The sequence below is a fragment of the Enterobacter sp. 04-C-12-SI-ECC genome, from assembly GCF_047530715.1.
In the GTDB taxonomy this organism is placed as follows: Bacteria; Pseudomonadota; Gammaproteobacteria; order Enterobacterales; family Enterobacteriaceae; genus Enterobacter; species Enterobacter bugandensis.
Window position 1 is genome coordinate 381,882 of the sequence record NZ_JBLKDI010000003.1, and the last position, 26,635, is coordinate 408,516.

Annotated in this window: 22 protein-coding genes and 1 pseudogene; 12 read left to right on the forward strand and 11 right to left on the reverse strand. The window is 56.1% G+C overall.

The features are described 5' to 3' along the window. The first annotated feature begins 237 nt into the window (after window positions 1-237). Both ACMWL8_RS07850 and oqxB read left to right on the forward strand, forming a co-directional pair. Window positions 238-1,413 (forward strand): efflux RND transporter periplasmic adaptor subunit, encoded by a 1,176-nt coding sequence (locus ACMWL8_RS07850; protein WP_045261449.1) that lies wholly within the window; start codon window positions 238-240, stop codon window positions 1,411-1,413. Between the two features lie 24 nt (window positions 1,414-1,437). Continuing rightward, on the forward strand, window positions 1,438-4,590 hold the full coding sequence (gene oqxB, locus ACMWL8_RS07855) for a multidrug efflux RND transporter permease subunit OqxB (RefSeq protein WP_045261448.1): 3,153 nt from the start codon (window positions 1,438-1,440) through the stop codon (window positions 4,588-4,590). 62 nt (window positions 4,591-4,652) lie between these two features. Here oqxB and ACMWL8_RS07860 read toward each other — a convergent pair whose 3' ends face one another. From ACMWL8_RS07860 to ACMWL8_RS07870, 3 genes are all read right to left on the reverse strand, one after another. Next, window positions 4,653-5,129, reverse strand: a complete 477-nt coding sequence (locus ACMWL8_RS07860) for an RrF2 family transcriptional regulator (RefSeq protein WP_045261447.1) — start codon at window positions 5,127-5,129, stop codon at window positions 4,653-4,655. Window positions 5,130-5,266: 137 nt separating this feature from the next. Next, complete coding sequence (locus ACMWL8_RS07865) at window positions 5,267-6,655, reverse strand: sensor histidine kinase (protein ID WP_045261446.1); 1,389 nt, start codon at window positions 6,653-6,655, stop codon at window positions 5,267-5,269. Beyond that, complete coding sequence (locus ACMWL8_RS07870; protein WP_028012995.1) at window positions 6,655-7,332, reverse strand: response regulator; 678 nt, start codon at window positions 7,330-7,332, stop codon at window positions 6,655-6,657. The genes ACMWL8_RS07865 and ACMWL8_RS07870 overlap by 1 nt, the downstream gene beginning before the upstream one ends. Window positions 7,333-7,535: 203 nt before the next feature. Here ACMWL8_RS07870 and ACMWL8_RS07875 point away from each other — a divergent pair, with 203 nt between their 5' ends. Then, a complete protein-coding gene (locus ACMWL8_RS07875; RefSeq protein ID WP_045261445.1) occupies window positions 7,536-8,372 on the forward strand; it encodes a MipA/OmpV family protein in 837 nt (278 codons plus the stop codon). A 233-nt stretch (window positions 8,373-8,605) separates the two neighbouring features. Continuing rightward, window positions 8,606-10,336, forward strand: coding sequence for a SulP family inorganic anion transporter (locus ACMWL8_RS07880; protein WP_045261444.1), 1,731 nt, complete (start codon window positions 8,606-8,608; stop codon window positions 10,334-10,336). A 35-nt stretch (window positions 10,337-10,371) separates the two neighbouring features. Here ACMWL8_RS07880 and dmsD read toward each other — a convergent pair whose 3' ends face one another. From dmsD to ACMWL8_RS07895, 3 genes and pseudogenes are all read right to left on the reverse strand, one after another. Next, window positions 10,372-10,986 (reverse strand): Tat proofreading chaperone DmsD, encoded by a 615-nt coding sequence (gene dmsD, locus ACMWL8_RS07885; RefSeq protein WP_045261443.1) that lies wholly within the window; start codon window positions 10,984-10,986, stop codon window positions 10,372-10,374. Between the two features lie 92 nt (window positions 10,987-11,078). Next, window positions 11,079-13,516 (reverse strand): annotated as a pseudogene (ynfE, locus tag ACMWL8_RS07890) (selenate/tellurate reductase subunit YnfE). A gap of 131 nt (window positions 13,517-13,647) precedes the next feature. Beyond that, complete coding sequence (locus ACMWL8_RS07895) at window positions 13,648-13,941, reverse strand: DUF1161 domain-containing protein (protein WP_028013000.1); 294 nt, start codon at window positions 13,939-13,941, stop codon at window positions 13,648-13,650. 69 nt (window positions 13,942-14,010) lie between these two features. Between ACMWL8_RS07895 and ACMWL8_RS07900 the strand changes: the two genes are divergently transcribed. Continuing rightward, entirely contained in the window at window positions 14,011-14,757 is a 747-nt protein-coding gene (locus ACMWL8_RS07900; RefSeq protein ID WP_032644870.1) for a YnfC family lipoprotein, read from the forward strand. Window positions 14,758-14,774: 17 nt separating this feature from the next. Here ACMWL8_RS07900 and speG read toward each other — a convergent pair whose 3' ends face one another. Together speG and ACMWL8_RS07910 are read right to left on the reverse strand one after the other, a co-directional pair. Then, window positions 14,775-15,335, reverse strand: coding sequence for a spermidine N1-acetyltransferase (speG, locus tag ACMWL8_RS07905; RefSeq protein ID WP_041910220.1), 561 nt, complete (start codon window positions 15,333-15,335; stop codon window positions 14,775-14,777). Beyond that, complete coding sequence (locus ACMWL8_RS07910; protein WP_008502414.1) at window positions 15,335-15,673, reverse strand: DUF1283 family protein; 339 nt, start codon at window positions 15,671-15,673, stop codon at window positions 15,335-15,337. Before ACMWL8_RS07910 ends, speG begins: the two co-directional genes overlap by 1 nt. 152 nt (window positions 15,674-15,825) lie before the next feature. Here ACMWL8_RS07910 and ACMWL8_RS07915 point away from each other — a divergent pair, with 152 nt between their 5' ends. From ACMWL8_RS07915 to ACMWL8_RS07935, 5 genes are all read left to right on the forward strand, one after another. Further along, the gene (locus tag ACMWL8_RS07915; RefSeq protein ID WP_045261442.1) at window positions 15,826-16,152 is read left to right on the forward strand and encodes a YnfA family protein; all 327 of its coding nucleotides are present in this window, start codon (window positions 15,826-15,828) and stop codon (window positions 16,150-16,152) included. Between the two features lie 112 nt (window positions 16,153-16,264). Continuing rightward, a complete protein-coding gene (gene manD, locus ACMWL8_RS07920; RefSeq protein WP_028013004.1) occupies window positions 16,265-17,479 on the forward strand; it encodes a D-mannonate dehydratase ManD in 1,215 nt (404 codons plus the stop codon). Between the two features lie 14 nt (window positions 17,480-17,493). Continuing rightward, window positions 17,494-18,513, forward strand: a complete 1,020-nt coding sequence (locus tag ACMWL8_RS07925; protein ID WP_045261441.1) for a Zn-dependent oxidoreductase — start codon at window positions 17,494-17,496, stop codon at window positions 18,511-18,513. A gap of 72 nt (window positions 18,514-18,585) precedes the next feature. Further along, entirely contained in the window at window positions 18,586-19,953 is a 1,368-nt protein-coding gene (locus tag ACMWL8_RS07930; protein ID WP_028013006.1) for an MFS transporter, read from the forward strand. 221 nt (window positions 19,954-20,174) lie between these two features. Then, window positions 20,175-21,638 (forward strand): mannitol dehydrogenase family protein, encoded by a 1,464-nt coding sequence (locus tag ACMWL8_RS07935; RefSeq protein ID WP_045261440.1) that lies wholly within the window; start codon window positions 20,175-20,177, stop codon window positions 21,636-21,638. 43 nt (window positions 21,639-21,681) lie between these two features. On the opposite strand, the gene ydfZ is transcribed toward ACMWL8_RS07935, so the two are convergent. Then, window positions 21,682-21,885, reverse strand: coding sequence for a putative selenium delivery protein YdfZ (ydfZ, locus tag ACMWL8_RS07940; RefSeq protein ID WP_045261439.1), 204 nt, complete (start codon window positions 21,883-21,885; stop codon window positions 21,682-21,684). 288 nt (window positions 21,886-22,173) lie between these two features. Between ydfZ and ACMWL8_RS07945 the strand changes: the two genes are divergently transcribed. Beyond that, the gene (locus ACMWL8_RS07945; RefSeq protein WP_028013009.1) at window positions 22,174-22,605 is read left to right on the forward strand and encodes a universal stress protein; all 432 of its coding nucleotides are present in this window, start codon (window positions 22,174-22,176) and stop codon (window positions 22,603-22,605) included. 33 nt (window positions 22,606-22,638) lie between these two features. Here ACMWL8_RS07945 and ACMWL8_RS07950 read toward each other — a convergent pair whose 3' ends face one another. Together ACMWL8_RS07950 and ydfG are read right to left on the reverse strand one after the other, a co-directional pair. Continuing rightward, window positions 22,639-23,325, reverse strand: a complete 687-nt coding sequence (locus ACMWL8_RS07950) for a GntR family transcriptional regulator (protein ID WP_028013010.1) — start codon at window positions 23,323-23,325, stop codon at window positions 22,639-22,641. A gap of 91 nt (window positions 23,326-23,416) precedes the next feature. Further along, a complete protein-coding gene (gene ydfG / locus ACMWL8_RS07955) occupies window positions 23,417-24,163 on the reverse strand; it encodes a bifunctional NADP-dependent 3-hydroxy acid dehydrogenase/3-hydroxypropionate dehydrogenase YdfG (RefSeq protein WP_045261438.1) in 747 nt (248 codons plus the stop codon). Window positions 24,164-24,305: 142 nt separating this feature from the next. On the opposite strand from ydfG, the gene dcp reads away from it, so the two are divergent. Then, window positions 24,306-26,339: a peptidyl-dipeptidase Dcp gene (gene dcp, locus ACMWL8_RS07960; RefSeq protein ID WP_045261437.1), complete on the forward strand. Its 2,034-nt coding sequence runs from the start codon at window positions 24,306-24,308 to the stop codon at window positions 26,337-26,339. Window positions 26,340-26,635: the final 296 nt, after the last annotated feature.

A 26,635-nucleotide genomic window follows, 5' to 3' on the forward strand; every position in this document is an offset into this window, starting at 1 on the left:
AAATCCTTGCCCGAAACGGGCCTTTTAACGCCGCCTCAAATAGCACATAAAGTGCAACAATTATTCTTGCACTTAGTTAGGCGCATTCCTACAATCGCCGCGATAGTGTATTCGAAACTGTTACAGTTTTGTGGCGATGAACGACACAAATGGCCTTAAGCCAGCCCGGACAAAGGAAGTGGCGCGGCACCTCCCGCTGCGTCTTGCCCGGCGGCTACAATTACCGGAATAAAAATAATGAGCCTGCAAAAAACCTGGGGAAACTATCATCTGAATGCGCTGGGAGCGATGATGCTCTCCGTGCTGCTCGTCGGATGTGATGACAGCGTCGCGCAAAACGCCGCGCCGCCCGCGCCCGCCGTTAATGCTGCAGACGTGGTTGTGAAATCCATTAGCCAGTGGGATAGCTTTAACGGCCGGATTGAAGCCGTGGAAAGCGTGCAGCTTCGTCCCCGTGTCTCTGGCTACATCGACAAAGTGAATTTCACCGACGGCCAGGAGGTGAAAAAGGGTGAGGTGCTGTTCACGATTGATGACCGAACCTATCGCGCCGCGCTGGAGCAGGCGCAGGCGACGCTGGAGAGAGCCAAAACGCAGGCCGGCCTGGCGCGAAGCGAGGCTAACCGTACCGATAAACTCATTAATACCAACCTGGTATCCCGTGAAGAGTGGGAGCAGCGCCGTTCGGCCGCCATTCAGGCGCAGGCCGATATTCGCGCAGCCCAGGCTGCGGTAGACGCCGCGCAGCTGAATCTCGACTTCACCAAAGTGACGGCTCCTATTGATGGTCGCGCCAGCCGGGCGTTAATCACCAGCGGCAATCTGGTCTCCGCGGGCGACAGCGCCAGCGTGCTCACCACCCTGGTCTCGCAGAAGACGGTTTACGTCTACTTTGACGTGGATGAGTCAACCTATCTTCACTATCAAAATCTCGCCCGCAACGGGCAGGGGGCGTCCAGCCACCATACGGCGCTACCGGTTGAGATCGGCCTTGCCGGCGAGGAGGGTTACCCCCATCAGGGTAAAGTGGATTTCCTTGATAATCAGCTCACGCCGAGTACCGGTACGATCCGCATGCGCGCGCTGCTGGATAACGCGCAGCGTCAGTTCACGCCGGGACTCTTTGCCCGCGTGCGCCTGCCGGGCAGCGCGGAATTCCAGGCCATGCTTATTGACGACAAAGCGGTACTGACTGACCAGGATCGCAAGTATGTCTATATCGTGGATAAAGAGGGTAAAGCGCAGCGTCGCGATATTACGCCGGGGCGTCTGGCCGACGGTTTACGCATCGTGCAGCAGGGGCTGAAACCTGGCGATAAGGTCATCGTTGACGGTCTACAGAAAGTGTTCATGCCGGGTATGCCGGTGAACGCGAAAACCGTCGCCATGACCGCCAGCACCGCCCTCAACTGATCACTTGACCTGAGAATCCTTCCCATGGACTTTTCCCGCTTTTTCATCGACAGGCCGATTTTCGCTGCCGTACTGTCGATTCTGATTTTTATCACAGGATTAATCGCCATCCCGCTTCTGCCGGTGAGTGAATATCCTGACGTCGTACCGCCAAGCGTGCAGGTGCGCGCGGAGTATCCGGGCGCCAACCCGAAAGTGATTGCCGAGACCGTGGCGACGCCGCTGGAAGAGGCGATCAACGGCGTCGAGAACATGATGTACATGAAATCCGTTGCCGGCTCGGACGGCGTGCTGGTTACTACCGTCACGTTCCGTCCGGGTACCGATCCGGATCAGGCGCAGGTGCAGGTGCAAAACCGCGTAGCACAGGCTGAGGCGCGTCTGCCGGAAGACGTGCGGCGCCTGGGCATCACGACGCAGAAGCAGTCGCCAACGCTGACGCTGGTGGTGCATCTGTTCTCGCCCAACGGTAAGTACGATTCACTGTATATGCGCAACTACGCCACGCTGAAGGTGAAGGACGAGCTGGCGCGTCTGCCCGGCGTCGGCCAGATTCAGATTTTCGGCTCCGGTGAATACGCGATGCGCATCTGGCTGGATCCGAACAAGGTCGCGGCCCGCGGGCTGACCGCCTCGGACGTGGTCACGGCAATGCAGGAGCAGAACGTGCAGGTCTCCGCGGGCCAGCTTGGCGCCGAGCCGCTGCCGAAAGAGAGCGATTTCCTGATCTCCATTAACGCCCAGGGTCGTCTGCATACCGAAGAAGAGTTTGGCAACATTGTCCTGAAAACGTCGGAGGACGGTTCGGTCGTCCGCCTGCGCGACGTGGCGCGTATCGAAATGGGTTCCGGCAGCTATGCGCTGCGTTCCCAGCTTAACAATAAAGACGCGGTCGGGATTGGTATCTTCCAGTCACCGGGGGCGAACGCCATCGATTTGTCTAACGCGGTGCGCGCCAAAATGGACGAGCTGTCTACCCGTTTCCCGGAAGATATGAAGTGGGCGGCACCTTACGATCCGACGGTTTTCGTGCGCGACTCCATCCGTGCGGTGGTGCAAACCCTGCTGGAAGCGGTGGTGCTGGTTGTACTGGTGGTGATCCTGTTCCTGCAAACCTGGCGCGCGTCGATCATTCCGCTGATCGCGGTGCCGGTGTCGGTGGTGGGGACGTTCAGCATTCTCTATCTGCTGGGCTTTTCGCTTAACACCCTGAGTTTATTCGGGCTGGTGCTGGCGATTGGTATCGTGGTGGACGATGCCATCGTGGTGGTGGAAAACGTCGAGCGAAACATTGAAGAGGGGCTTGCGCCGCTTGCGGCGGCGCATCAGGCGATGCGTGAAGTTTCCGGGCCCATTATCGCGATTGCGCTGGTGCTGTGCGCGGTGTTCGTGCCGATGGCGTTCCTCTCCGGCGTAACCGGTCAGTTCTACAAGCAGTTTGCGGTGACGATAGCGATTTCCACGGTGATCTCCGCCATCAACTCGCTAACGCTCTCTCCGGCGCTGGCCGCGCTGCTGTTAAAACCGCACGGCGCGCCGAAAGACTTCCCGACCCGGCTTATCGATCGCCTGTTCGGCTGGATTTTCCGTCCGTTTAACCGCTTTTTCCATCGTAGCTCTAACGGCTATCAGGGGCTGGTGGGCAAAACGCTTGGCCGACGCGGCGCGGTGTTTGTGGTGTATCTGCTGCTGCTGTGTGCCGCGGGCGTCATGTTTAAAGCGGTACCCGGCGGGTTTATTCCGACACAGGATAAGCTCTACCTGATTGGCGGCGTGAAGATGCCGGAAGGCTCGTCGCTGGCGCGCACCGACGCGGTGATCCGCAAAATGAGCGAAATCGGCATGAATACCGAAGGCGTGGACTACGCGGTGGCTTTCCCGGGGCTGAACGCGCTGCAGTTTACCAACACGCCGAATACCGGGACGGTGTTTTTTGGCCTGAAGCCGTTCGACCAGCGTAAACATTCCGCGGCGGAAATTAACGCGGAAATTAACGCGAAAATCGCGCAAATCCAGCAGGGCTTTGGTTTCTCCATTCTGCCGCCGCCGATTCTGGGGCTGGGTCAGGGGTCTGGCTACTCGCTGTATATTCAGGATCGCGCGGGTCTGGGCTATGGCGCGCTGCAAAACGCGGTGAACACCATGTCCGGTGCGATTATGCAGACGCCGGGAATGCACTTCCCGATCTCAACCTATCAGGCTAACGTTCCGCAGCTCGACGTGCAGGTTGACCGCGATAAGGCGAAAGCGCAGGGCGTGTCGCTGACCGATCTGTTCGGTACGCTGCAAACCTATCTGGGCTCGTCGTACGTGAACGACTTCAACCAGTTCGGGCGCACCTGGCGCGTGATGGCGCAGGCAGACGGGCAGTTCCGCGACAGCGTGGAAGATATTGCGAATTTACGCACACGGAATAGCCAGGGCGAAATGGTGCCGATTGGCAGTATGGTGAAAATCACGACCACCTACGGACCGGATCCGGTAATCCGCTACAATGGCTACCCGGCGGCGGATCTGATTGGCGATGCCGACCCGCGCGTGCTCTCGTCCGCGCAGGCGATGACGCAGCTGGACGCGATGTCTAAGCAGATCCTGCCGAACGGAATGAACATTGAATGGACGGATCTGAGCTTCCAGCAGGCCACGCAGGGCAATACGGCGCTGATCGTCTTCCCGGTCGCGGTACTGCTGGCGTTCCTGGTGCTGGCGGCGCTGTATGAAAGCTGGACGCTGCCGCTGGCGGTGATCCTCATCGTTCCGATGACCATGCTTTCCGCGCTGTTTGGCGTCTGGCTGACCGGGGGCGATAACAACGTCTTCGTGCAGGTGGGGCTGGTGGTGCTGATGGGGCTGGCCTGTAAAAACGCGATTCTTATCGTGGAGTTTGCCCGCGAGCTGGAAATTCAGGGTAAAGGCATCATGGAAGCAGCGCTGGAAGCGTGCCGCCTGCGTTTACGTCCGATTGTGATGACATCCATCGCCTTTATCGCCGGGACCATTCCGCTGATCCTCGGCCACGGCGCGGGCGCAGAAGTGCGCGGCGTCACCGGGATTACGGTCTTCTCCGGGATGCTGGGCGTGACGCTGTTTGGTCTGTTCCTGACGCCGGTCTTTTACGTGACGCTGCGTAAGTTCGTGACGCGCGGCAAAGAGGAAAGAGAGGTTCTGCCTGCGTAGGGATATCGCAGATAACAAAAAACCGCACTCACTATGAGGGCGGTTTTTTTTTGCGTAAATTACTAGGCTTTTTTGTACTGGGCAATCAGTTCAGGTAAAGGATCGCACCCGCTGGTATCGGCTTTTTTGACCTCGTCCAGCGCGCTTGCCACGGTGTGGCGCGCTAATACCGCGAGCGAGGCCTGCTCTGCTTCTTCGGAAATAGATTTGAAGTACCAGCAGGCGTTCGCGCTGACCACGCAGCGGGCCGGCACGTCCGGGCGCGACGCCCAGAGTTTTTTATCTTCGGTGACTGAAAGGTAGATATCGCGCAGGGTAATCTCTTCCGGCGGACGTCCAAGATGAATTGAGCCGTTGCGGCCAAGCGTTGAGACGATAATGCCGTCACGCGTGAGTGGAACCATCAATTTGCGGATAAAGCTCGGGTTGGCTTCCAGGCCGTAGGCCAGAATCGCACTCGTCGAACGTTCACCTAGTTGCTCCGCCATCGCTACGCTGAGAACCATCTGCAAAGCTGTCGGGAAGCGGTAATCTAACATTTCTCTTTCCTGGGTTGCGGTGAATCTTGTTCTTTTTGGCACCGCAGAGGTGAATAAGCAATAAACAACAATATAACAAATACGGTAATTTTTTTGAAGCAATCTGCGGCATTTGCGATCAAACACCCTGTTCCGGTTTAGCTATACGTGCGGTTCGGGAAGTCAACCGTCACCAGCAGGCCACCTTCTGCGGAAGTACTCAGGTTTACGCTGCTGCCGTGCTGCTGTGCAACGGCTTTGACAATGGCAAGCCCCAGTCCGCTCCCGCTTTGCAGCTGATTGGGGTCGCGGAAAAACCGGTCGAATACGCGCTCGCGCAATTCAACCGGGATACCCGGCCCCCGATCGGAGACGCGTAGCTGGGCTGATTTATCTGCTGAGCGTACCTCTACCTGAATCCGCCCGCCCTCAGGACTGTACTTCACGGCGTTTTCAATGAGATTGTCTATAAGCGACATCAGACGCTCCCTGACGCCAGCGATCCAAATCTCATCCTCAGCGAAGAATTCCAGATCAATCTTGCGCCCGGACGCTAGCGGCTCCAGCGCAGCCATCCGCTCTTGTATGAGCGAGGTTAGCGGCACGGGCTCCATCGCGGTGTCAATGCGCGCTTCACTATGCATCATCAGCAGCAGCTGGTTGACAAGACGGGCCGCCCGGCTATTGCTGCGCACAATCCCTGCAAGCAGCTGCCGCTGGCTCTCGCTGCTCACCCAGGACTGCAGCGCCTCCACGTTGATGCGCATCGCGGCCAGCGGCGTACGCAGCTCGTGCGCGGCGTCCGCAATGAAAACCCGTTCGCGTTCAGCGCTTTCCCGCACTCTGGCAAGAAAATCATTTATCGCGTCCACCATCTGGCGGAGTTCCTTATGCCCGGGAACAGCCTTTAAAGGGGAGAGATCGTCAGGCGAACGTAATGAGATCTCATTAACCACCTTGCTCCAGGGGCGCATCGCAATGCGGATTGACAGCCACGCAGGAAACAGAAGAAAAGGAATGCATACCAGCAGCGGCATAATGTAGTAGCCCCGCGAGTTCAGGTAGATAAAGAAGTTCCAGCTTCCGGCAGGGGTGAAAAGGGTAACCTCCACGTCGGAGTGGGGGGATTTAAGCGTGCGGCTCGTCCAGGCGTGACCTTCACTCTGAACGCGCTGCATTTCGCCCAGTCTGGTGTTTTTTACCCCCGTAGGTGCACCATCAGAAGAAAAAATAACCTCGTTGTTTTCGCGAACGAGCAGGTTAATCGACAGCTCCGGATCTTCACCGCCGCCATAGCCTTCCCGCAACGCTTTGCTGAATGCTTCCAGGACATCATTACGATCCTGCGGGCGCTCGTCACTGAGATCAACCAGAGTAAAAATGGTTTCGTAAGTCTTACTTCCCGTGAGTATCGGAGGGCTACGCAGGTCTTCCAATAAAATAAAGGTTAAAAAAAGACACCACAGCAGGGTAAGCAGCAGCATCTGGGCGATGATAATTCGCCGTACCAGCGTTGGGCGCCTCAGTTGGTGCCAGACATTTCGCATTAATCTGTCACCTTCTGGATTGCGACGGTATCAATGACATACCCGACGCCTCGCACCGTTCGTACATAGCCGTCACCAATTTTTCGCCGCAAATTCCCCATATGCACGTCGAGGGCATTGCTGAGATTTTCCTTCGCGCCAAATATCCTCTCTTCCAGGAACCGCCGCGTGATCACCCGGTCAGCGCGCAGCATCAACGTTTCAAGCAGCGCATATTCACTGGCCGTCAACTCAACGTGACGCGCGTTCACCGTTACGCGACGCGTCGGGATATGAAGCGATAAGCTCCTGATTTCTATCGCTTCATTTTCAAAACCGTAGCTGCGTCGCGCAAGGGCTCTGACTCGCGCCAGCAGTTCGGCGAGAACGAAGGGTTTGACAAGATAGTCGTCTGCGCCAGCATCCAGCCCGCACAGGCGATCCTGCAGGGTGCCTCGCGCCGTCAGGATAATGACGGGGATCCCCTTAAGCTGCTGGCGCAAACGCGTCATCAGGCTCATGCCGTCGCCGTCGGGCAGCCCCAGGTCGAGCAGAATAAGTTCCGGCACGCCGACCTCAAGCTGATGCAGCGCATCCTCTTTACGGCGAACCCATATGACATCAAATCCTTGATCTGAAAGGGCGATACGTACGCCATTGCCGAGATCCAGGTCGTCTTCGATTAGTAAGATTTTCACATTGGTAACTGTATCAACAGTGAATGAAGAACAACTTAAGAAAAAAACGGTAGCAGGAAATCCGTCCGGTTGACAGCGCCCGCACGCGCTTCAGCCTTTCTTCATTTTCGGCTCATAAGAACCTCAGGGTGAGTATTCAGAATGAGTGCTCTGGCGTGTAAACCGCTTGCATTGCAATCATTTGAATCCAAAGGACTTCTTCAATGAGTAACATCGAACTGCGTCATTCTTTCCCCTATTTACTTCCGAGCCGCAGACTTAAAAACATCGTGCCGGGCGTTATTCTGGCGTTACTGGCTACCCCGGTACTGGCGGCAGAGCAGAAACAGGGCAATGTCTTAACCCTGGGGGGAGGCGTGGACGTCGCGCCACGCTACTCGGGTTCGGATAAAAGCCGGGTCTCGGCAGCTCAGGTAGTAGATTATTCCATGGCAAATGGTTTCTTTATCAGCACCACGCGGGGTATCGGTTACGGAAACAACATTGGCAACCTGGATTACAACGCCGCAGTGAGCTACCGAACAGGCCGTAAAGATAAAGACGTGAGCAGTGATTCGATCAGCTCCGGCAGCGACTATCTGCGGGGGATGGGCGATATCAAAGGTTCCGCTATCGTGGTGCCGGGGCTGGGGTATAAGGTGACCGACTGGCTCAATCTGCAGCTGCAGGCTGAGATCCCGGTTTCTGAGAGAGACAACGGTGAGGCGGTGCATTTCGGCATTTCCAGCCCGCTCTACACATCGTCGAAAAATGCGGTGACGCTGGGGCTGACGGGCAGCTGGGGTTCCGGCAAGTACATGCAAACGTACTATGGGGTTAATGCTGCCCAGTCCGGCGCTTCGGGATTTGCCCGACATGACGCCGGAGCGGGAATTTACGCCTGGTCGATGAACCTTGACTGGACCTACAGGCTCACCTCGCGCTGGAGCGTTCTCACCTCCGCGGGCGTAACGCAGCTGACGGGGGATGCGGGTGATAGCCCGATCGTGCAACGTAAAACGTCGCCAACGGGAAGCCTGAAGGTGACGTACAGTTTCTGATTGCAGGTTGCTTATAAATATGAGCGCACAATAGCGACGAATTTGAACCGCCCCGGAAAGATGATGGGGCGGTAGTTTTTAAATGATGTTTAACAGCAGTCAGAATAATGAGTTGACTGACGCTTTATCAAAAACTGAGAGGCATCGACCTGACTCCGGAGCATTTGGAAACCATAACCTCACTGAGAAGTGTGCCAATATTACGTGGCTATAATCCCTGTCCGGAGAATAAAGTGCTCGGAAAATTATTGTTAAAGTACATGCCAGGGTTACAAAATTTGTTAGCCTACGATAAAAGCTGGCTAAAACATGATGTTAAAGCTGGATTATCCGTTGCGGCTGTAGCGCTACCCGTTGCTATTGCTTATGCTGAATTGGCGGGTGTTGGGGCAATAGTGGGGCTCTATTCCTGCGTTTTACCGATGATAGCTTATGCACTGTTTGGTTCTTCACGTCAGCTTATTGTTGGCCCTGATGCAACGACCTGCGCCGTGATTGCAGCCGTCGTGTTTCCTCTTTCTGCAGGCAATCCTGAACTGCACTGGCAACTGACGATCGTCATGACATTGATGATGGGCGGGTGGTGCCTGCTTGCCAGTAAATTCCATCTGGGTGCACTTGCCGATCTCCTTTCTCATCCCATTCTTACAGGGTTGCTTAATGGCGTAGCCGTGACGATTATTGTCGGGCAATTAGGCAAGGTTTTGGGGATCAAGCTCGATGAAGCGCAGGTTATTGAGAAAATACTGGCCTTGCCAGGCCGACTTTTAGACAGCCATGTATTAACAATAGGGATATCACTTTTAACGTTAATTATTTTAATGGTTATCAAAACGTATCGCAGCAACTGGCCAGCACCTCTGATTGCCATTGTGATAACAACGATACTGGTATGGGGAACATCTGCGCAACAGTATGGTATTGCCACGATTGGGGGGGATGGCTTCCAGCCTGGTTTACCCGTCGTTAACTGGGGTGCGTTCCAGCCCGGTCCGATGCGAGAATTAGTGATCCCGGCGCTGAACCTGGCTTTAGTGAGTTTTGTCAGTCTGATGCTGACCGCCCGCAGTTTCGCCGCGAAAAATGGCTATGAAATTAATGCTGATGCAGAGTTCCGGGCACTGGGTATTGCGAACATTATGTCTGGGCTATCTCAGGGATTTGCCATCAGTGGAGCCGATTCCCGGACCGCGGTTAATGATTCCGTTGGGGGGAAAAGTCAGCTGGTTTCCATAGTCGCAGCCTTACTGATAGGTTTAGTGGTGGTATTTTTCACGCAGCCATTACAATTTATTCCGGTATCTGCATTAGGTATTGTTCTAATGTATGCATCGTGGTCATTAATTGATTTACGTGGGTTATGGAACCTGAGGCGAAGAAATAAACAGGCATTTCGCCTGGCCTTCTTTACGTTTGGCTGTGTTTTAATCATCGGTGTAATCCAGGGGATCGGCCTTGCGGTGTTGCTTGGCCTGTTACAGTTCCTGCGTACGGTATTTCGTCCCTCTGAGCACTTACTCGGGACTGACGAAAATGGAATGATCCACTCATTAGGGAATACAACCGATATTAAAATGGTCCCGGGCGTGCTGATGTATCGATTTAACTCACCGTTGACCTATTTTAATGTGGCTTATTTTAAACGTCGGGTATTGAACCTGGTTGATGGTGCAGCAGTACAACCTAAATGGGTGGTTATTGATGCCGTGGCTTGCTTCACCTATTCAGATATCAGTGTCCTGGCAACCATTAATGAGTTAAAGCGTGACCTGAAAGCCCGACAGATTATGTTAATCCTTGCGGGCAGGAAAACGGAATTAACACGTTGGTTTAAAGAAAGTCGGCCAACAATGAATGATGATGACATGATTCTGGCGCCAGACCTCTATTTGGCACTCCGGTTCATTCAAAGCAAAGAGAGTGTGAGTGAATCAGGTGGTAATGCACAACCAAACCCTGGTTAAAGGCTTGCTCGCCACCCGCGAGCAAGCCATATCCCTTAGCGGTACAGCGTCTTTTCCGCAACCGGAACAACCAACGCCGATCGCCAGTCCGCCAGTGTCAGCTGCGCAAGCCTGCCGAGCGCGATATAGAACGGATGCCCGGCGTTGTCGACAAACACCGACAGAAAGCGGGTGCTCCACGGCAGCAGATGCCACGCCAGAAGCCGATCGCACTCCGATTTGCGGCCATTCTCGGCCAGCCATGCCGCCAGCAGCAGCAGGGTGCCGAAATGATCTTCCGGTTCATTTTGCTGCATCTGAAACGCGATATTGTTTTCCCGCATCCACTGGCGCAGCGCGAGGGTCGAATCGCCAAACAGCACGGATTCACGGTCCAGCCAGACGGAACCCCACGGCGGTGCGGGCAGGGCATAAGGACCAATAAACAGCCGTTGCCAGGCATCCGTCAGCGGCTCATCGGAAGATGAAGCAAAGGTTTCGGCAACGGGCAGCAGCGTTTCCGGCGGCAGGGGCCAGTCCTCTATCCATTCGCCAGCGGTAAGTGCCTGCACCAGCGGGGCTGTCTGCTCGCTGTCTGGGGCGAAGTAAAATAGCGCGCCCAGTACGCGGGCGCTGAACGCGAACGAGTCACGGTGTGAGACGTCTTTCATTAAACCTTCCTTGCTCGCGCGGTTATGTCCGCGCGACGTGATTAACCATTAATACAGACCAAAGCATAAACCAGGGTCATAGAATTCACCTTTTACACCTTCTCAATCTGCACCAGATTGGTGTGCTGCGGGTTGCCTTTTGCCAGCGGTGACGGGCGGTGCGTGGTCAGGGTGTTGATACACGAGCCGTGGTCGATACGATCGCCATTCATATTGGCATCGTGCCAGGCTCCCTGGCCCATGGCGCTTACGCCTGGCATGATGCGCGGCGTGACTTTGGCTTCTATTCTCACCTCACCGCGATCGTTAAAGACGCGCACCGTATCGCCGTTTTTAATGCCACGTTTCGCGGCATCAACGGGATTCAGCCAGACCTCCTGGCGGCAGGCCGCTTGCAGCACGTCGACGTTACCGTAGCTCGAGTGGGTGCGGGCTTTAAAATGGAAGCCAAACAGCTGCAGCGGGAACTGCGCGCGCTCGGGCGCATCCCAGCCGTCAAAGGTGGATGCGTAGACGGGCAGCGGGCTGATGGTCTCATCTTTTGCCAGCTCCCAGGTCGCCGCAATATCCGCCAGCTTGCTGGAATAAATTTCAATCTTGCCTGAGGGCGTTTTCAACGGGTTGGCTTCCGGGTTCTCGCGGAATTTTTTATAGGCCACAAAGTGTCCGTTCGGATCTTTGCGCTTATAGATACCCATTTTTTTCAGCTCGTCATAGGACGGCAGCGTGGGATCTTTTGCGAGCATTTTGGCATACAGATACTGCAGCCACTCTTCCTGCGTTCGCCCTTCGGTAAATTTCTGATGGATATCCGGTCCGAGGCGTTTCGCCACTTCGCTCATGATCCAGTAGATAGGCTTGCGCTCAAACTTCGGCGCGGTCACGGGCTGGAGAAAAATCAGGTAACCCATGTTCCCGGCGTAATCGTTAGGGATAATGTCTTCCTGCTCGACGGTCATTAAATCTGGCAGCAGGATATCGGCGTATTTCGCCGATGAGGTCATAAAGTTGTCGATCACCACGATGGTTTCGCACTTGCTTTCGTCCTGCAGAATATCGTGGGTTTTATTGATATCGGAGTGCTGGTTAATAATGGTGTTGCCCGCGTAGTTCCAGATGAACTTATCGGTACGTCCAGCTTATCTTTACCGCGCACCCCGTCGCGCAGAGCGGTCATTTCCGGGCCACGGGCGATGGCGTCCGTCCAGCTGAAACAGGAAATTTGCGTTTTGACCGGGTTTTCCGGCAGCGGCATACGTTCGATAGTGATGGTGTAGGTCGACTCACGGGCGCCGCTGTTGCCGCCGTTGATCCCCACGTTGCCGGTCAGAATCGGCAGCATCGCGATGGCGCGGGAGGTCAGTTCACCGTTCGCCTGACGCTGTGGTCCCCAGCCCTGGCAGATATAGGCCGGCTTCGCGGATCCAATCTCGCGGGCCAGTTTAATGATGCGGTCTGCAGGAATGCCGGTGATGCGCGAGGCCCACTCCGGCGTTTTCGCCGTGTTGTCCTCACCCTGGCCGAGAATATACGCTTTATAGTGACCATTCGCGGGGGCACCTTCCGGCAGCGTTTTTTCATCGTAGCCAACGCAGTATTTGTCCAGGAATGGCTGGTCAACCAGGTTTTCGTCGATCAATACCCAGGCGATCCCCGCCACCAGGGCGGCATCGGTACCCGGACGGATTGGGATCCACTCGTCTTCGCGTCCGGCTGCCGTATCGGTGTAGCGCGGGTCGATGACAATCATGCGTGCGTTAGAACGCTCGCGGGCCTGCTCCAGATAGTAAGTAATCCCGCCGCCGCTCATGCGCGTTTCCGCCGGGTTATTGCCGAACATCACCACCAGTTTGGTATTTTCGATATCCGAGGTGCTGTTGCCGTCGTTGCTGCCGTAGGTATAAGGCATCGCGCAGGCGATTTGCGCCGTGCTGTAGGTGCCGTAGTGGCTCAGGAAACCGCCGTAGCAGTTCATCAGGCGCGCCACCAGCGAAGCGTAAGGGGAGGAGCGGGTGATATTGCCGCCGACAATCCCGGAGGAGTAATTAATATACACCGCTTCGTTGCCGTACTTGCTGACCACGTCTTTCAGGCTGGCGGTGATGACGTTCAGCGCTTCGTCCCAGCTGATGCGCTCGAACTTGCCTTCACCCCGCTTACCCACGCGTTTCATCGGGTAGTTCAGACGGTCAGGGTGGTTGATGCGGCGGCGAATGGAGCGCCCGCGCAGGCAGGCCCGGACCTGGTGATTGCCGTAGATATCCTCACCGGTGTTATCCGTTTCGACCCAGTACACTTCGTCATCGCGGACGTGCAGACGCAGCGCACAGCGGCTGCCGCAGTTGACCGAACAGGCGCCCCAGACCACTTTATCTTCTGCCGGTTTCATTGCATTTTGTACCGCGGCTGCGGCGCTTTTCAGTCCAAAAGGCAACGAAATTCCGCCAGCGGCAAGCGCCAGAGAACCTATCGCCGTAGATTTCACGAGTGTTCGACGGCTAATCCCGCCGTGATGTTCGATATCGGACATGGCTCACCCCACCATTGTGATTACGTATTATTTTTCCCGAAATGATAACCGGGCTAATGATGGGGTGAGTGTTACTTATTTGGAGGTATTAAATATTAATCCTTGTCAAATCAAAGGGGATTGACGGTGATTTACTGAGGTTCAGCCGGCGCATTATCCTGATTGCCGGACGCCGCCCCGCTGCCCGTACGGGTGTACAAAATTTTAAAGGTGTCGTTGGCACAGTGGCCCACCACCTGAGCGTCCGGCTGGTCAGCCTGATCGTTCGGCACAATATTCAGCGTAAAACCTGACTCCGGCACGCCGTTGTTGATGATCTTCTGCTGAATGTCGCTTTTCACGCGCTCGCAGGAGTCCGGTGCCGCCAGCGCGGCCGTTGAGGCACTCATTAACAGCAGGGCGGTAATCCAGGGTAACCGTTTCATCTGTAGCTCCTTTTCTCTGTGTAGAGATTAATTTTAGCAGGCTTCGTGTAAACAACTGTATTTGCTAATATGATTGGGAATAATCTCTCTGTATTGGTAAAGAATGTGAAGAAATATGCAGCGATAACGCTCCTGGCAGCTACTCTCGCAGGGTGTGATAACAACTCCGCGCCGCTGTCGTTTACGCCCGAGATGGCGAGTTTTTCGAACGAATTCGATTTCGACCCTCTTCGCGGCCCGGTCAAGGATTTTACCCAGACGCTGTTCAACGAGAAGGGTGAAGTGTCCAAACGGGTCACCGGCACTGTGTCGGCGGAAGGGTGTTTCGATACGCTGGAGCTGCACGATCTGGAGGCTAACACGGGCGTAGCGCTGGTGCTGGATGCAAACTACTACATCGATGCAGAAACCCAGCAGCGTAAGGTGAAGCTGCAGGGCAAATGCCAACTGGCCGAACTGCCGTCAGCCGGGGTGACGTGGGATACCGACGACAACGGCTTCGTGGTGGCCGCACATGGTAAAGAGATGGAGGTGAAGTATCGCTACGATGCGGATGGCTACCCGCTGGGGAAAACCACCGTCTCCGGGGATCAGCATTTATCGGTACAGTCGACGCCATCTAAGGATCTGCGCAAAAGAATGGATTACTCGGCCGTGAGCCTGTTAAACGATAAGCCGCTGGGCAACGTGACGCAAAGCTGCGACTACGATCGCCACAATAACCCGGTGAGCTGCGATCTGACGATCACGGACGACAGCGTCAAACCCGCCGTTGAGCGCAAGTACACCATCAAAAACACGATTGAGTATTACTGAGAATGAAACCGCGCAGGCTACTGCGCGGTTGGTTTCAGCAGGCTGGCACCTGACGGCTTGTGACCGGCCAGATGCTGATGCTGGAAAATGCACATGCGGATGGTATTCCGGTATTCACCATTGATAAAGAACTCATGAATCAGCTCGCCTTCTACCATAAAGCCCAGCTTGCGGTAGATATGGATCGCTTTTTCGTTCTCTTTATCCACGATCAGATAAAGCTTGTAGAGATTCAGTACGTTGAATCCGTAATCCATCGCCAGCTTCGCCGCCCGGGAGGCCAGGCCTTTCCCCTGGTGCTCCGGCGAAATAATGATCTGGAACTCCGCCCGGCGGTGAACGTGGTTGATCTCAACCAGCTCCACCAGCCCGGCTTTGTCGCCTTCACACTCCACCACAAAACGACGTTCGCTCTGATCGTGAATGTGCTTGTCGTAAAGATCCGACAGCTCGACAAAGGCCTCGTACGGCTCTTCGAACCAGTAGCGCATCACGCTGGCGTTATTGTCGAGCTGGTGGACAAAGCGCAGGTCTTCACGCTCCAGCGGCCGGAGTTTTACGTCACAGGGCGCCGACATTATGGGGCTACCGTACGACCAGTGCGGCGATCCAGGCAGCGCAGGGTGTTCGGCTCCCAGTAGGCATTGACGTTCGCACTTTGCTGACACTTATCGCGTGCGTCAAAGGCGACATCTTCTTTGTCCCACTCTTTTTCAGCACGTTTGTTGACCTTCTGACGAAGGCTGCGGGTGTCATTCCATTGTTCTTTGTCCATCGCGGCGTTCTGGCGGCTTTGCGCGCTGTCACCAGACTCAATAATGAGCTTGCTGGTTTCCGCTGTCGCAGAGGCGGCAAAGGCGAACGATGACAGCGCCAGCAGGGCTGTCAGACAAAGGCGTTTGCTTAATGTAGTCATAGCGTTTCCTTTTAAATGGGTGCAGATGAGCAAGTTTCCCCGTTCAGATTCTACACCAAAGAGCAATAACGGCATACCCGCGGAGCAAGTATGGAAAAGTAAAGGGCATCATCAGGTATGATGGTTAAATAAACCCTCACCTGACGTGAAATATGCTCAAAACGACGCTGCTTTTTTTTGCCACCGCGCTATGCGAAATCATCGGTTGCTTCCTGCCCTGGCTCTGGCTGAAGAAGGGGGGAAGCGCACTGCTGCTGATCCCGGCGGGCGTCGCGCTGGCTCTGTTTGTCTGGCTGTTAACGCTGCATCCGGCGGCCAGTGGGCGCGTTTACGCGGCTTACGGCGGCGTCTATGTCTGCACGGCGCTGCTGTGGCTGCGCGTGGTGGACGGCGTCAAACTCAGCGCATATGACTGGTCCGGGGCGCTGATTGCCCTCTGCGGTATGCTGATTATTGTGGCGGGATGGGGCCGTGCTTGAGCCCCCCGGGTTTTGTGATCGTTAGCTGATTTTATGATCATTATACTTGTATGGTAGTAGGGTTGATGGGTAAATTTCAAGTATCACAACGAACGATGTAAGGAAAGGAATTATGAAGATTGTCGCGGCTGACGTGTTTGTTACCTGCCCGGGGCGGAACTTTGTCACCCTTAAAATCACTACCGATGAAGGGATCGTTGGCCTCGGTGACGCCACGCTGAACGGGCGTGAGCTCTCCGTTGCTTCCTACCTGAAAGATCACCTCTGCCCGCAGCTGATTGGCCGCGACGCGCACCGTATCGAAGATATCTGGCAATTCTTCTATAAGGGCGCCTACTGGCGCCGCGGGCCGGTCACTATGTCGGCAATTTCCGCCGTGGATATGGCGCTCTGGGACATCAAAGCCAAAGCGGCCAATATGCCGCTCTACCAGCTGCTGGGCGGCGCATCCCGTGAGGGCGTAATGGTCTACTGCCACACCACCGGGCACACCATTGACGACGTGCTGGAAGATTACGCCCGCCATAAGGAGATGGGCTTTAAGGCGATCCGCGTCCAGTGCGGCGTGCCGGGCATGAAAACCACCTACGGCATGGCTAAAGGGAAGGGGTTGGCCTACGAGCCCGCCACCAAAGGCGACTGGCCGGAAGAGCAGCTCTGGTCCACCGAGAAATACCTCGATTTCACGCCAAAACTGTTTGACGCGGTGCGCAGTAAATTTGGCTTCAATGAGCATCTCCTGCACGACATGCACCACCGCCTGACGCCTATCGAAGCGGCGCGCTTCGGCAAGAGTATCGAAGCGTTCCGCATGTTCTGGATGGAAGACCCAACGCCTGCGGAAAACCAGGAGTGCTTCCGCCTGATCCGCCAGCATACCGTCACGCCAATTGCGGTGGGCGAGGTGTTCAACAGCATCTGGGACTGCAAGCAGCTTATCGAAGAGCAGCTTATCGACTATATCCGCACCACTATCACCCATGCGGGGGGGATCACCGGGATGCGCCGCATCGCGGACTTCGCGTCGCTCTATCAGGTGCGTACCGGCTCGCACGGCCCGTCCGATCTGTCGCCGATCTGCCACGCGGCCGCGCTGCATTTCGACCTGTGGGTGCCGAACTTCGGCGTGCAGGAATATATGGGATACTCCGAACAGATGCTGGAAGTCTTCCCGCACAGCTGGCGCTTTGATAACGGCTATATGCACCCGGGCGAGAAGCCGGGGCTGGGCATTGAGTTTGATGAAAAGCTGGCGGCGAAATACCCGTACGATCCGGCCTATCTGCCGGTGGCCCGTCTCGAAGACGGCACGCTGTGGAACTGGTAACCGAGGAGCGAACGATGAAAAGCGTAGTGATTCAACAGCCGAACCAGCTGGTGATTGAAGAGCGTCCGCGCCCGGAGCCAGGCGCAGGGGAAGTCCGCGTCAAAATCAAGCTGGCCGGGATCTGCGGGTCAGACAGCCACATCTACCGCGGGCATAATCCGTTTGCAAAATATCCGCGCGTGATTGGCCACGAGTTTTTTGGCACGATCGACGCCGTGGGCGAGGGCGTAGAACCGTCCCGGTTAGGGGAGCGCGTTTCGGTGGATCCGGTGATCAGCTGCGGGCACTGCTACCCGTGCTCCGTCGGTAAGCCTAACGTCTGCACCTCGCTGGTGGTGCTGGGCGTCCACCGCGACGGCGGATTCAGCGAATATGCCGCCGTGCCCGCTAAAAATGCCTGGCGCATCCCGGATGCGATCCCGGATAAACACGCCGTGATGGTTGAACCTTTCACCATTGCCGCCAACGTGACGGGGCAGGCTAGCCCTACCGAACAGGACGTTGCGCTGATCTACGGCGCAGGGCCGATGGGACTGGTCACCGTACAGGCGCTGAAGGGCGTCTACAACGTGAAGCAGGTTATCGTCGTCGACAGAATCAATGAGCGTCTGGCCATGGCCCAGCGCAGCGGCGCGGACTGGGTCTTTAATAACGGCGAAAAGTCGCTGCAGGTCGCGCTGGACGAAAAAGGCATCAAGCCGACGCTGATTATTGATGCCGCCTGTCATCCGTCGATTTTGCAGGAGGCGGTCACCCTGGCTTCCCCGGCGGCGCGCATCGTGCTGATGGGCTTCTCCAGCGAGCCAAGCCAGATAGTCCAGCAGGGGATTACCGGTAAAGAGCTGGCGATCTTCTCCTCGCGCCTCAATGCCAACAAATTCCCGGTCGTCATCGACTGGCTTGATAAAGGGCTGATCGACCCGGAAAAACTGATCACCCATACCTTTGACTATCACCATGTAACAGACGCCATCGAACTGTTTGAAAAAGACCAGCGGCAGTGCTGCAAGGTTTTACTGACGTTCGGGCAATAACCCTACACGCGGTTAAGAGCCCGCGAAGACGGGCTCTCAGTGGTACGCATCTTACCTTTAGAGATAGCCATTATGACGCAAGCACAACCTCAAAGAACTACCTCAGATCTGGTGAAAGCCGCCGTCTCCGGCTGGCTGGGCACCGCGCTGGAGTTTATGGATTTCCAGCTCTACTCGCTGGGGGCGGCGCTGGTATTTCATGAAATCTTCTTCCCGGAACAGTCGGCCGCGATGGCGCTGATTCTGGCGATGGGAACCTACGGCGCGGGCTACATCGCGCGTATCGTCGGGGCCTTTATCTTCGGCAGAATGGGCGACAGCATTGGCCGTAAAAAGGTGCTGTTTATCACCATCACCATGATGGGGATCTGCACCACGCTGATTGGCGTGCTGCCGACCTACGCGCAGATCGGCATTTTTGCGCCCGTACTGCTGGTGACGCTGCGTATCATTCAGGGGCTGGGCGCCGGGGCGGAGATCTCCGGGGCCGGGACCATGCTGGCGGAGTACGCCCCGAAAGGGAAGCGCGGCATCATCTCCTCGCTGGTGGCGATGGGGACTAACTGCGGGACGCTGAGCGCCACGGCGATCTGGGCCATTATGTTCTTCGCCCTCGATCGTGAACAGCTGCTCGCCTGGGGCTGGCGCGTGCCGTTCCTTGCCAGCGTCGTGGTGATGATCTTTGCCATCTGGCTGCGAATGAACCTCAAGGAGAGCCCGGTCTTTGAGAAAGTAAACGATGCAGAAACCGTGCAGCCGGACACCTCGCTGGGTTCAATGGTAAAAAGTAAATCCTTCTGGCTGGCGACCGGCCTGCGTTTCGGTCAGGCGGGCAACTCGGGGCTGATCCAGACCTTCCTCGCGGGCTATCTGGTCCAGACGCTGCTGTTCGATAAAGCGATTCCCACCGACGCGCTGATGATAAGTTCTATTCTCGGGTTTATCTCCATCCCGCTGCTGGGCTGGCTTTCCGACAAAGTGGGGCGCAGGCTGCCGTACATTATCCTCAATATCTCCGCCATTATTCTGGCGTACCCGATGCTGTCGATTATCGTCGATAAGAGCTATGCGCCGGGGACAATCATGCTCTCGATCATCGTTATCCATAACTTCGCCGTGCTGGGGCTGTTTGCGCTGGAAAATATCACCATGGCGGAGATGTTTGGCTCGCGAAATCGCTTTACCCGAATGGCTATCTCCAAGGAGGCGGGCGGTCTGGTGGCGGTGGGCTTTGGCCCGGTACTGGCGGGGATTTTCTGCAATATGACGGGTTCCTGGTGGCCGATTGTAGCCATGCTGGTGGCCTATTCCGTGATTGGGCTGGTTTCGGCGTTCCTGATGCCGGAAGTCCGCGACCGCGACCTCAGCGCGGCTGAAGATGCCGCCGAGGCCGCGCCGAAAGAGCGCGTGGGTTACGGCGCGGTCTCCACGCGACGCTAGTGGTTTATATCTTTCGTGACTTATCACACAACTTTTTGTTTATGTCACACCACCTGAGCAAAAGTTAATATAAATCAAAAACTCAAACGGCAGTATCAGTATGGTTGATGGCAGTATTGTTTTACCCCAACTGCCATTCTAGTTGGTGTAGTCAGCAGGCGCTGCCGCTCTGGACTGGGGGCGGCAGCGATCCACAGCTTTCTAATTAGCGAGTCTTAATCATGGAAAACACCTTATTACAGGCCAACGCGACGCTGCCTCAGTACGATCGCTACAGCCTTAAAGCACGCATTGTACATTTAGGCTTCGGCGCATTTCACCGCGCGCATCAGGCGGTGTATGCGGACATCCTCGCGGCTGAACACGGCAGCGACTGGGGGTACTGTGAGGTTAACCTGATTGGCGGCGAGCAGCAGATTGCCGACCTGAAGGCGCAGGATAACCTTTACACCGTAGCGGAAATGTCTGCCGATGCCTGGACGTCCCGCGTGGTTGGCGTAGTCAAAAAGGCCCTGCACGCGCAGGTCGACGGGCTGGAAAGCGTGCTGGCGGCAATGTGTGAACCGCAGGTGGCGATTGTCTCGCTGACCATCACCGAAAAAGGCTACTGCCACTCTCCGGCAACCGGGCAACTGATGCTCGATCATCCTTTCATCGTTGCCGACCTGCAAAACCCGCATCAGCCGAAATCCGCGCCGGGCGTGGTGGTGGAAGCGCTGGCGCGCCGTAAAGCGGCAGGGCTGCCCGCGTTTAGCGTGATGTCCTGCGACAACATGCCGGAGAACGGTCACGTGATGCGCAACGTCACCTGCGCGTACGCCCGGGCGGTAGACGGCGAGCTGGCGGACTGGATCGAGGCTAACGTCACCTTCCCGTCAACCATGGTGGACCGCATCGTACCGGCGGTCACACCCGATACGCTGGATAAAATCGCGCAGCTGACCGGCGTACGCGATCCGGCGGCGGTGGCCTGCGAGCCGTTCCGCCAGTGGGTTATCGAGGATAACTTTGTGGCCGGGCGTCCGGAATGGGAAAAAGCCGGAGCCGAACTGGTTTCACACGTGATCCCGTTTGAAGAGATGAAGCTACGCATGCTCAACGGCAGCCACTCTTTCCTGGCCTACCTGGGCTATCTGGCCGGTTATCAGCACATCAATGAGTGTATGGAAGACGAACACTATCGCGTCGCCGCGCACGCGCTGATGCTCAACGAGCAGGCGCCGACCCTGAAAGTGAAGGGTGTCGATTTAGAACGCTACGCTGAACTGCTGATCGCCCGTTATAGTAACCCGGCCCTGCGCCACCGTACCTGGCAAATTGCGATGGACGGCAGCCAGAAGCTTCCGCAGCGGATGCTGGATCCCGCGCGCTGGCACCTGGTGCACCAGACGCCTTTCCCACTGCTGGCGCTGGGCGTGGCTGGGTGGATGCGCTATGTCGGGGGCGTGGACGAGCAGGGTAACGCTATTGACGTGAGCGATCCGCAGCTGGCGGTGATTCAGGCGGCGGTGAAGGGAAGTGCCGAAGGGGAAAACCGGGTTAACGCGCTGCTCGGCATTGAGGCCATTTTTGGGAAAGAGTTGCCGCGAGAAAAAGCCTTCACAGATGCCGTGATGAGCGCGTATCAGACGCTGCTGCAGAAGGGGGCTAAGACCACGGTGGCGGAGTACGTGTCGCACCTGTAATTCAACACATGCCGCCGTTCGCGGCGGCATGTCGGCGCACAATTTAGTGCATACCCAGACGAATCAGTTCAATTGGTTCGAACTTACCTTCGCATCCTTCCACTTCCACAGTTTTGCCACGGCGCACCTGCGCGGCATCCAGCCCCTCGCTGTGGATCGCCTTAATCACGCCGGTTTTGCCGGTGCCGCTAATCATGACGCGGCTGCCGGTGGTGATTGCATTGCGGTTACGGTCGTATGTCATCATGGTATTTTCTCCTCTCTAAACTATCCGTTACGGCGCTATTTCAGGTTTTGCCGTTCACGGGGCACTATAAATACGCCTGTCTGCCAGTCATGTTTTTGTTTTTGATCAAACTCACACTTTTTTCTTTATTACATGGGGCGTTGACGCTTCACGACGGCAATTTACAAAGCAGACCGTTATTTTCACTTATTGATAGTTTCTACGGGGAAGCGTTGAGGATTGGTTTATATTCCCGATGCCATTCTGGTTGCAGGAAATAACCCTTCATCGGAATAAGGAGTCAGGCTTATGTATAAGAAGATTTTGATGCCTGTTGACGTGTTTGAAATGGATTTAAGCGACAAAGCGGTTCGCCACGCGGCTAACCTCGCGAAGGCCGAGGGCGCGTCGATTACCTTGGTCAATATTCTGCCTGCCAGCAGTCGGTCTCTGCTGCGCGGATTCAACGCCGATATTAAAAAGTTTGAAGAGTATATGAGCGCAGAATCCGGGAAGAAAATGAACGAGTTAAAACGACTGTTCGATATCTCCCCGGAGAATATTCACACTCTGGTTCGTTTTGGCAGCGTCCGCGATGAAATTATCAAGCTGAGCAAAGAAGGGGAATATGACGTGATTGTCATCGGGTCAAGAAATCCGGGCATCACCACCCATCTGCTGGGGTCAAATGCGGAATCTATTCTGCGCTACGCCACAATTCCGGTGTTAGTCGTTCGCTAATTACGGCGCCGCCCGCCAAAAGGGCGGCAAATATCACTCTTCGCTAAACCACTCGCTATTTTCCTGACGAATAAGCTGCACGGATTCGCCTATCTCCTGCAGATGCAGGGTCATCGCTTTTTCCACGCCGTCCGGGTCGCGTTTTTCCAGCGCGCTGAAAATATCGTGATGCTGGCGGAGCAGCATTTCCGGCGGGGAGACGTGATCGAGGCTCATGTAGCGCACCCGGTCAATGGTGGCCTTGATGTTCTCGATGGTATCCCAGGCCAGCTGGCAGTCTGCAATTTGCGCCAGCTTCTGGTGAAACTCATCATCAAGCTGGAAGAAGTCGTTGAGCTGTTTACGGTCAATCGCAATGCGCTGCTGATGCAGGTTTTGCTCCAGCAGGTAACACTGGTTGTCATTAATGAGCGTCGCGGCACGGCGCACCACCGCGCATTCAATTGCCTGGCGTACGAAACAGCCGTTGCGCACCTGTGAGAGTGAAATTTTGTTCACGTAGCTGCCGCGCTGCGGGCGGATCTGAATCAGGCCGTTCTCCGCAAGCTTAATAAACGCTTCACGCACCGGCTGACGGGACACGTCAAATCGCACGGAGACCTCTTTTTCAGAAAGCGGCGTTCCCGGTGGGATCAGGCAATGGACAATATCACGTCGCAAAATGCGATAGATTTGCTGGTTTACGGGCTGGGTGGGATTGAGTTGCGATTCAGCGGCCATGAGTTGTCATTTCTCAGAGAGTTAGCCCGAACATACTACCATTCTTTTATGACCCGAAACAGACCCGGCCCGCGGGCCGGGAAGGGCTTATTTAGCCACGATGGACGCTAAGTCCGGCAAAACTCTGGCTGACCGGCATCATTTCCACGGTATTGATGTTGACGTGTTTTGGCAGCGTTGCGACCCACCAGACCGTTTCGGTGACGTCTTCCGGCGTCAGGGCGTTGGCGTTTTCGTAGGTTTTATCCGCTTTCGCGTCATCACCTTTGAAGCGCACGTTGGAGAATTCGGTGCCGCCTACCAGCCCCGGCTCGATATCGGTGACGCGAATGGCGGTGCCGTGCAGGTCGGTGCGCAGGTTCAAGCTGAACTGGCGCACAAACGCTTTGGTCGCGCCGTAGACATTACCGCCCGCGTAAGGCCAGCTCCCGGCGGTAGAACCGATGTTGATAATGTGGCCGCGGTTGCGCTCGACCATGCCCGGCAGCACCGCGCGGGTCATGTACACCAGCCCTTTGTTGTTGGTGTCGATCATGTTTTCCCAGTCTTCAACGCTGGCTTTGTGGGCAGGCTCCATGCCCAGCGCCAGACCGGCGTTGTTGACCAGCACGTCGATGGCACGCCACTCTGCCGGCAGGGTGGCAATCATCTCTTCAATGGCCGCACGGTTACGCACGTCCAGCTGCGCGGTCAGGATGCTGTCACCTAAATCGTCCTTCAGCTCCTGCAGGCGCTCCTGACGACGACCCGTTGCAATCACCTTATGCCCGTTGGCGACGAAGCGACGCGTGATGCTTTCACCAAAACCTGCCGTTGCCCCGGTAACTAAAATAATCATCTCACTGTTCCTCAACGCTTTTTGTGTGGTACTAACATAGCACGCCCGCAGAGGGTGCGTTAAGGCAACATTTGTATGACGGCGTTGCAGGCGATGGCGGCCTGGCCTACTCTGGGAAGATATTCGTTCGGAGGAGTGAAAGATGACGGCGACCAACCCCTTTTTTGACATTAGCCTGCTGCCTTACCAGGCCCCCCATTTTGATACCATCAAAGACGAGCATTATCGTCCGGCCTTCGATGAAGCGCTTCGCCAGAAGCGGGCGGACATAGAGGCGATAGTCTCTCACACCGCTGCGCCAGACTTCACTAACACCGTGCTGGCGCTGGAGAAAAGCGGCGTCATGCTCGCGCGCGTCAGCAGCGTTTTCTTCGCCATGACCTCCGCGCACACCAATGCGTACCTGCAGGAACTGGAGGAGCAGCTCTCCACCGAACTTGCCTCGCTGGCGAACGACATCTGGCTGAACGACACCCTTTTCGCCCGCGTCGAGAGCGTCTGGCAGGACCGCGCCGCGCTGGATGCCGAATCCCGTCGGCTGGTCGAGGAGACGTACCAGCGCTTTATTCTGGCCGGCGCGCGCCTGAATGAAGCGGAAAAAGCCGAGCTGAAGGCGTTGAATACCGAGGCCGCGTCCCTGACCAGCCAGTTTAACCAGCGTCTGCTGGCCGCTAACAACGCGGGCGGGCTGGTGGTGGATTACGCGCACCAGCTTGAAGGCCTGAGCGCCGAAGAGATAGCTGCTGCGGCGCAGGCCGCCGCGGAAAAAGGGCTTAACGACCGCTGGCTGATCCCGCTCCTGAATACGACACAGCAGCCTGCGCTAGCCGCGCTGCGCAATCGGCAGACGCGCGAAAACCTGTTCAACGCCGGCTGGACGCGCACCCAGAAAGGGGATGAAAACGACACCCGCACGCTGATCCTGCGCCTTACGGCGCTGCGGGCGCGCCAGGCCCGTCTGCTCGGCTTTGAGGATTACGCCAGCTGGAGCATTGCCGACCAGATGGCGAAAACCCCCGACGCCGCGCTGGAATTTATGCGCGGCATTGTGCCTGCCGCCCGCGCCCGCGCGGAACGCGAGCAGGCCGATATTCAGGAGGTCATCGACGACGAGCAGGGTGGCTTCAGCGTGCAGGCCTGGGACTGGGCCTTTTATGCCGAGCGCGTGCGCCAGGCGAAATACGCCCTCGATGAATCGCAGATTCGACCCTATTTTGCGCTCAATACCGTATTGCAGGATGGCGTATTCTGGGCGGCCAGCCAGCTGTTTGGCATTCGTTTTGTGGAGCGTTTCGACATTCCGGTTTATCACCCTGACGTCCGCGTATGGGAAATTTTTGACCATACCGGTGAGGGCATGGCGCTGTTTTACGGCGACTTCTTCGCCCGCGATTCCAAGCAGGGCGGGGCCTGGATGGGCAATTTCATCGAGCAATCCTTTGAGCTTGCTGCCCGCCCGGTGATCTACAACGTCTGCAACTACCAAAAGCCGGGTAACGGCGGCGTCGCGCTTCTCTCCTGGGATGACGTGATAACCCTGTTCCACGAGTTTGGCCATACCCTGCACGGTCTGTTTGCCAGCCAGCGCTTCGCCACGCTGTCCGGTACCAATACGCCGCGTGATTTCGTTGAATTCCCGTCGCAAATCAATGAGCACTGGGCCAGCCATCCTCAGGTGTTTAGCCACTATGCCCGTCATTACGAAACCGGTGACCCCATGCCGGACGCGCTGCGGGAAAGCATGCTCAACGCGACCCATTTCAACAAGGGCTATGACATGACGGAGCTGCTGAGTGCGGCGCTGCTGGACATGAACTGGCACGGCATCAGCGAGGCCGTGTCGAGCGTTGAAGAATTCGAAGCCGCCGCGTTGAAAAAAGAGGGGCTGGATCTGCCCGCTGTACCGCCGCGCTATCGCAGCAGCTACTTTGCCCATATTTTTGGCGGCGGCTACGCGGCCGGGTACTACGCCTACCTGTGGACGCAGATGCTGGCGGACGATGGCTATCAGTGGTTCGTGGAGCAGGGTGGATTGACGCGTGAAAACGGACAGAAATTCCGTGAGGCGATTTTGTCTCGCGGCAACAGCGCTGATTTAGCCGAACTTTATCGCAACTGGCGCGGACACGATCCGAAGATTGAACCGATGCTGGAGAATCGCGGGTTGAGTGCATAAAGTCACTTTTAGCTAAGAAGATAACCGGGCCCCGCGCCCGGTTTTTTTATAGGTCTGAAAGCCCTAAAGCGGTCAAAAAAAGAACTAAAATTTACATTTAATAATGGTTTGAAATATATTTATATTAAATGTGCTTAAATTTAGGCGCTTTTACCAATCTCAATTTAATAATGCCCGCAAGTTTATTTAATTATTTATGCTGGCTGGTACATGGCCATTTATTGCATATAAGAATCATCGCAAAAAGATGATTATTATATTTTTATCTCAGCCTAAAGTATTAATTTGCTCTGCCG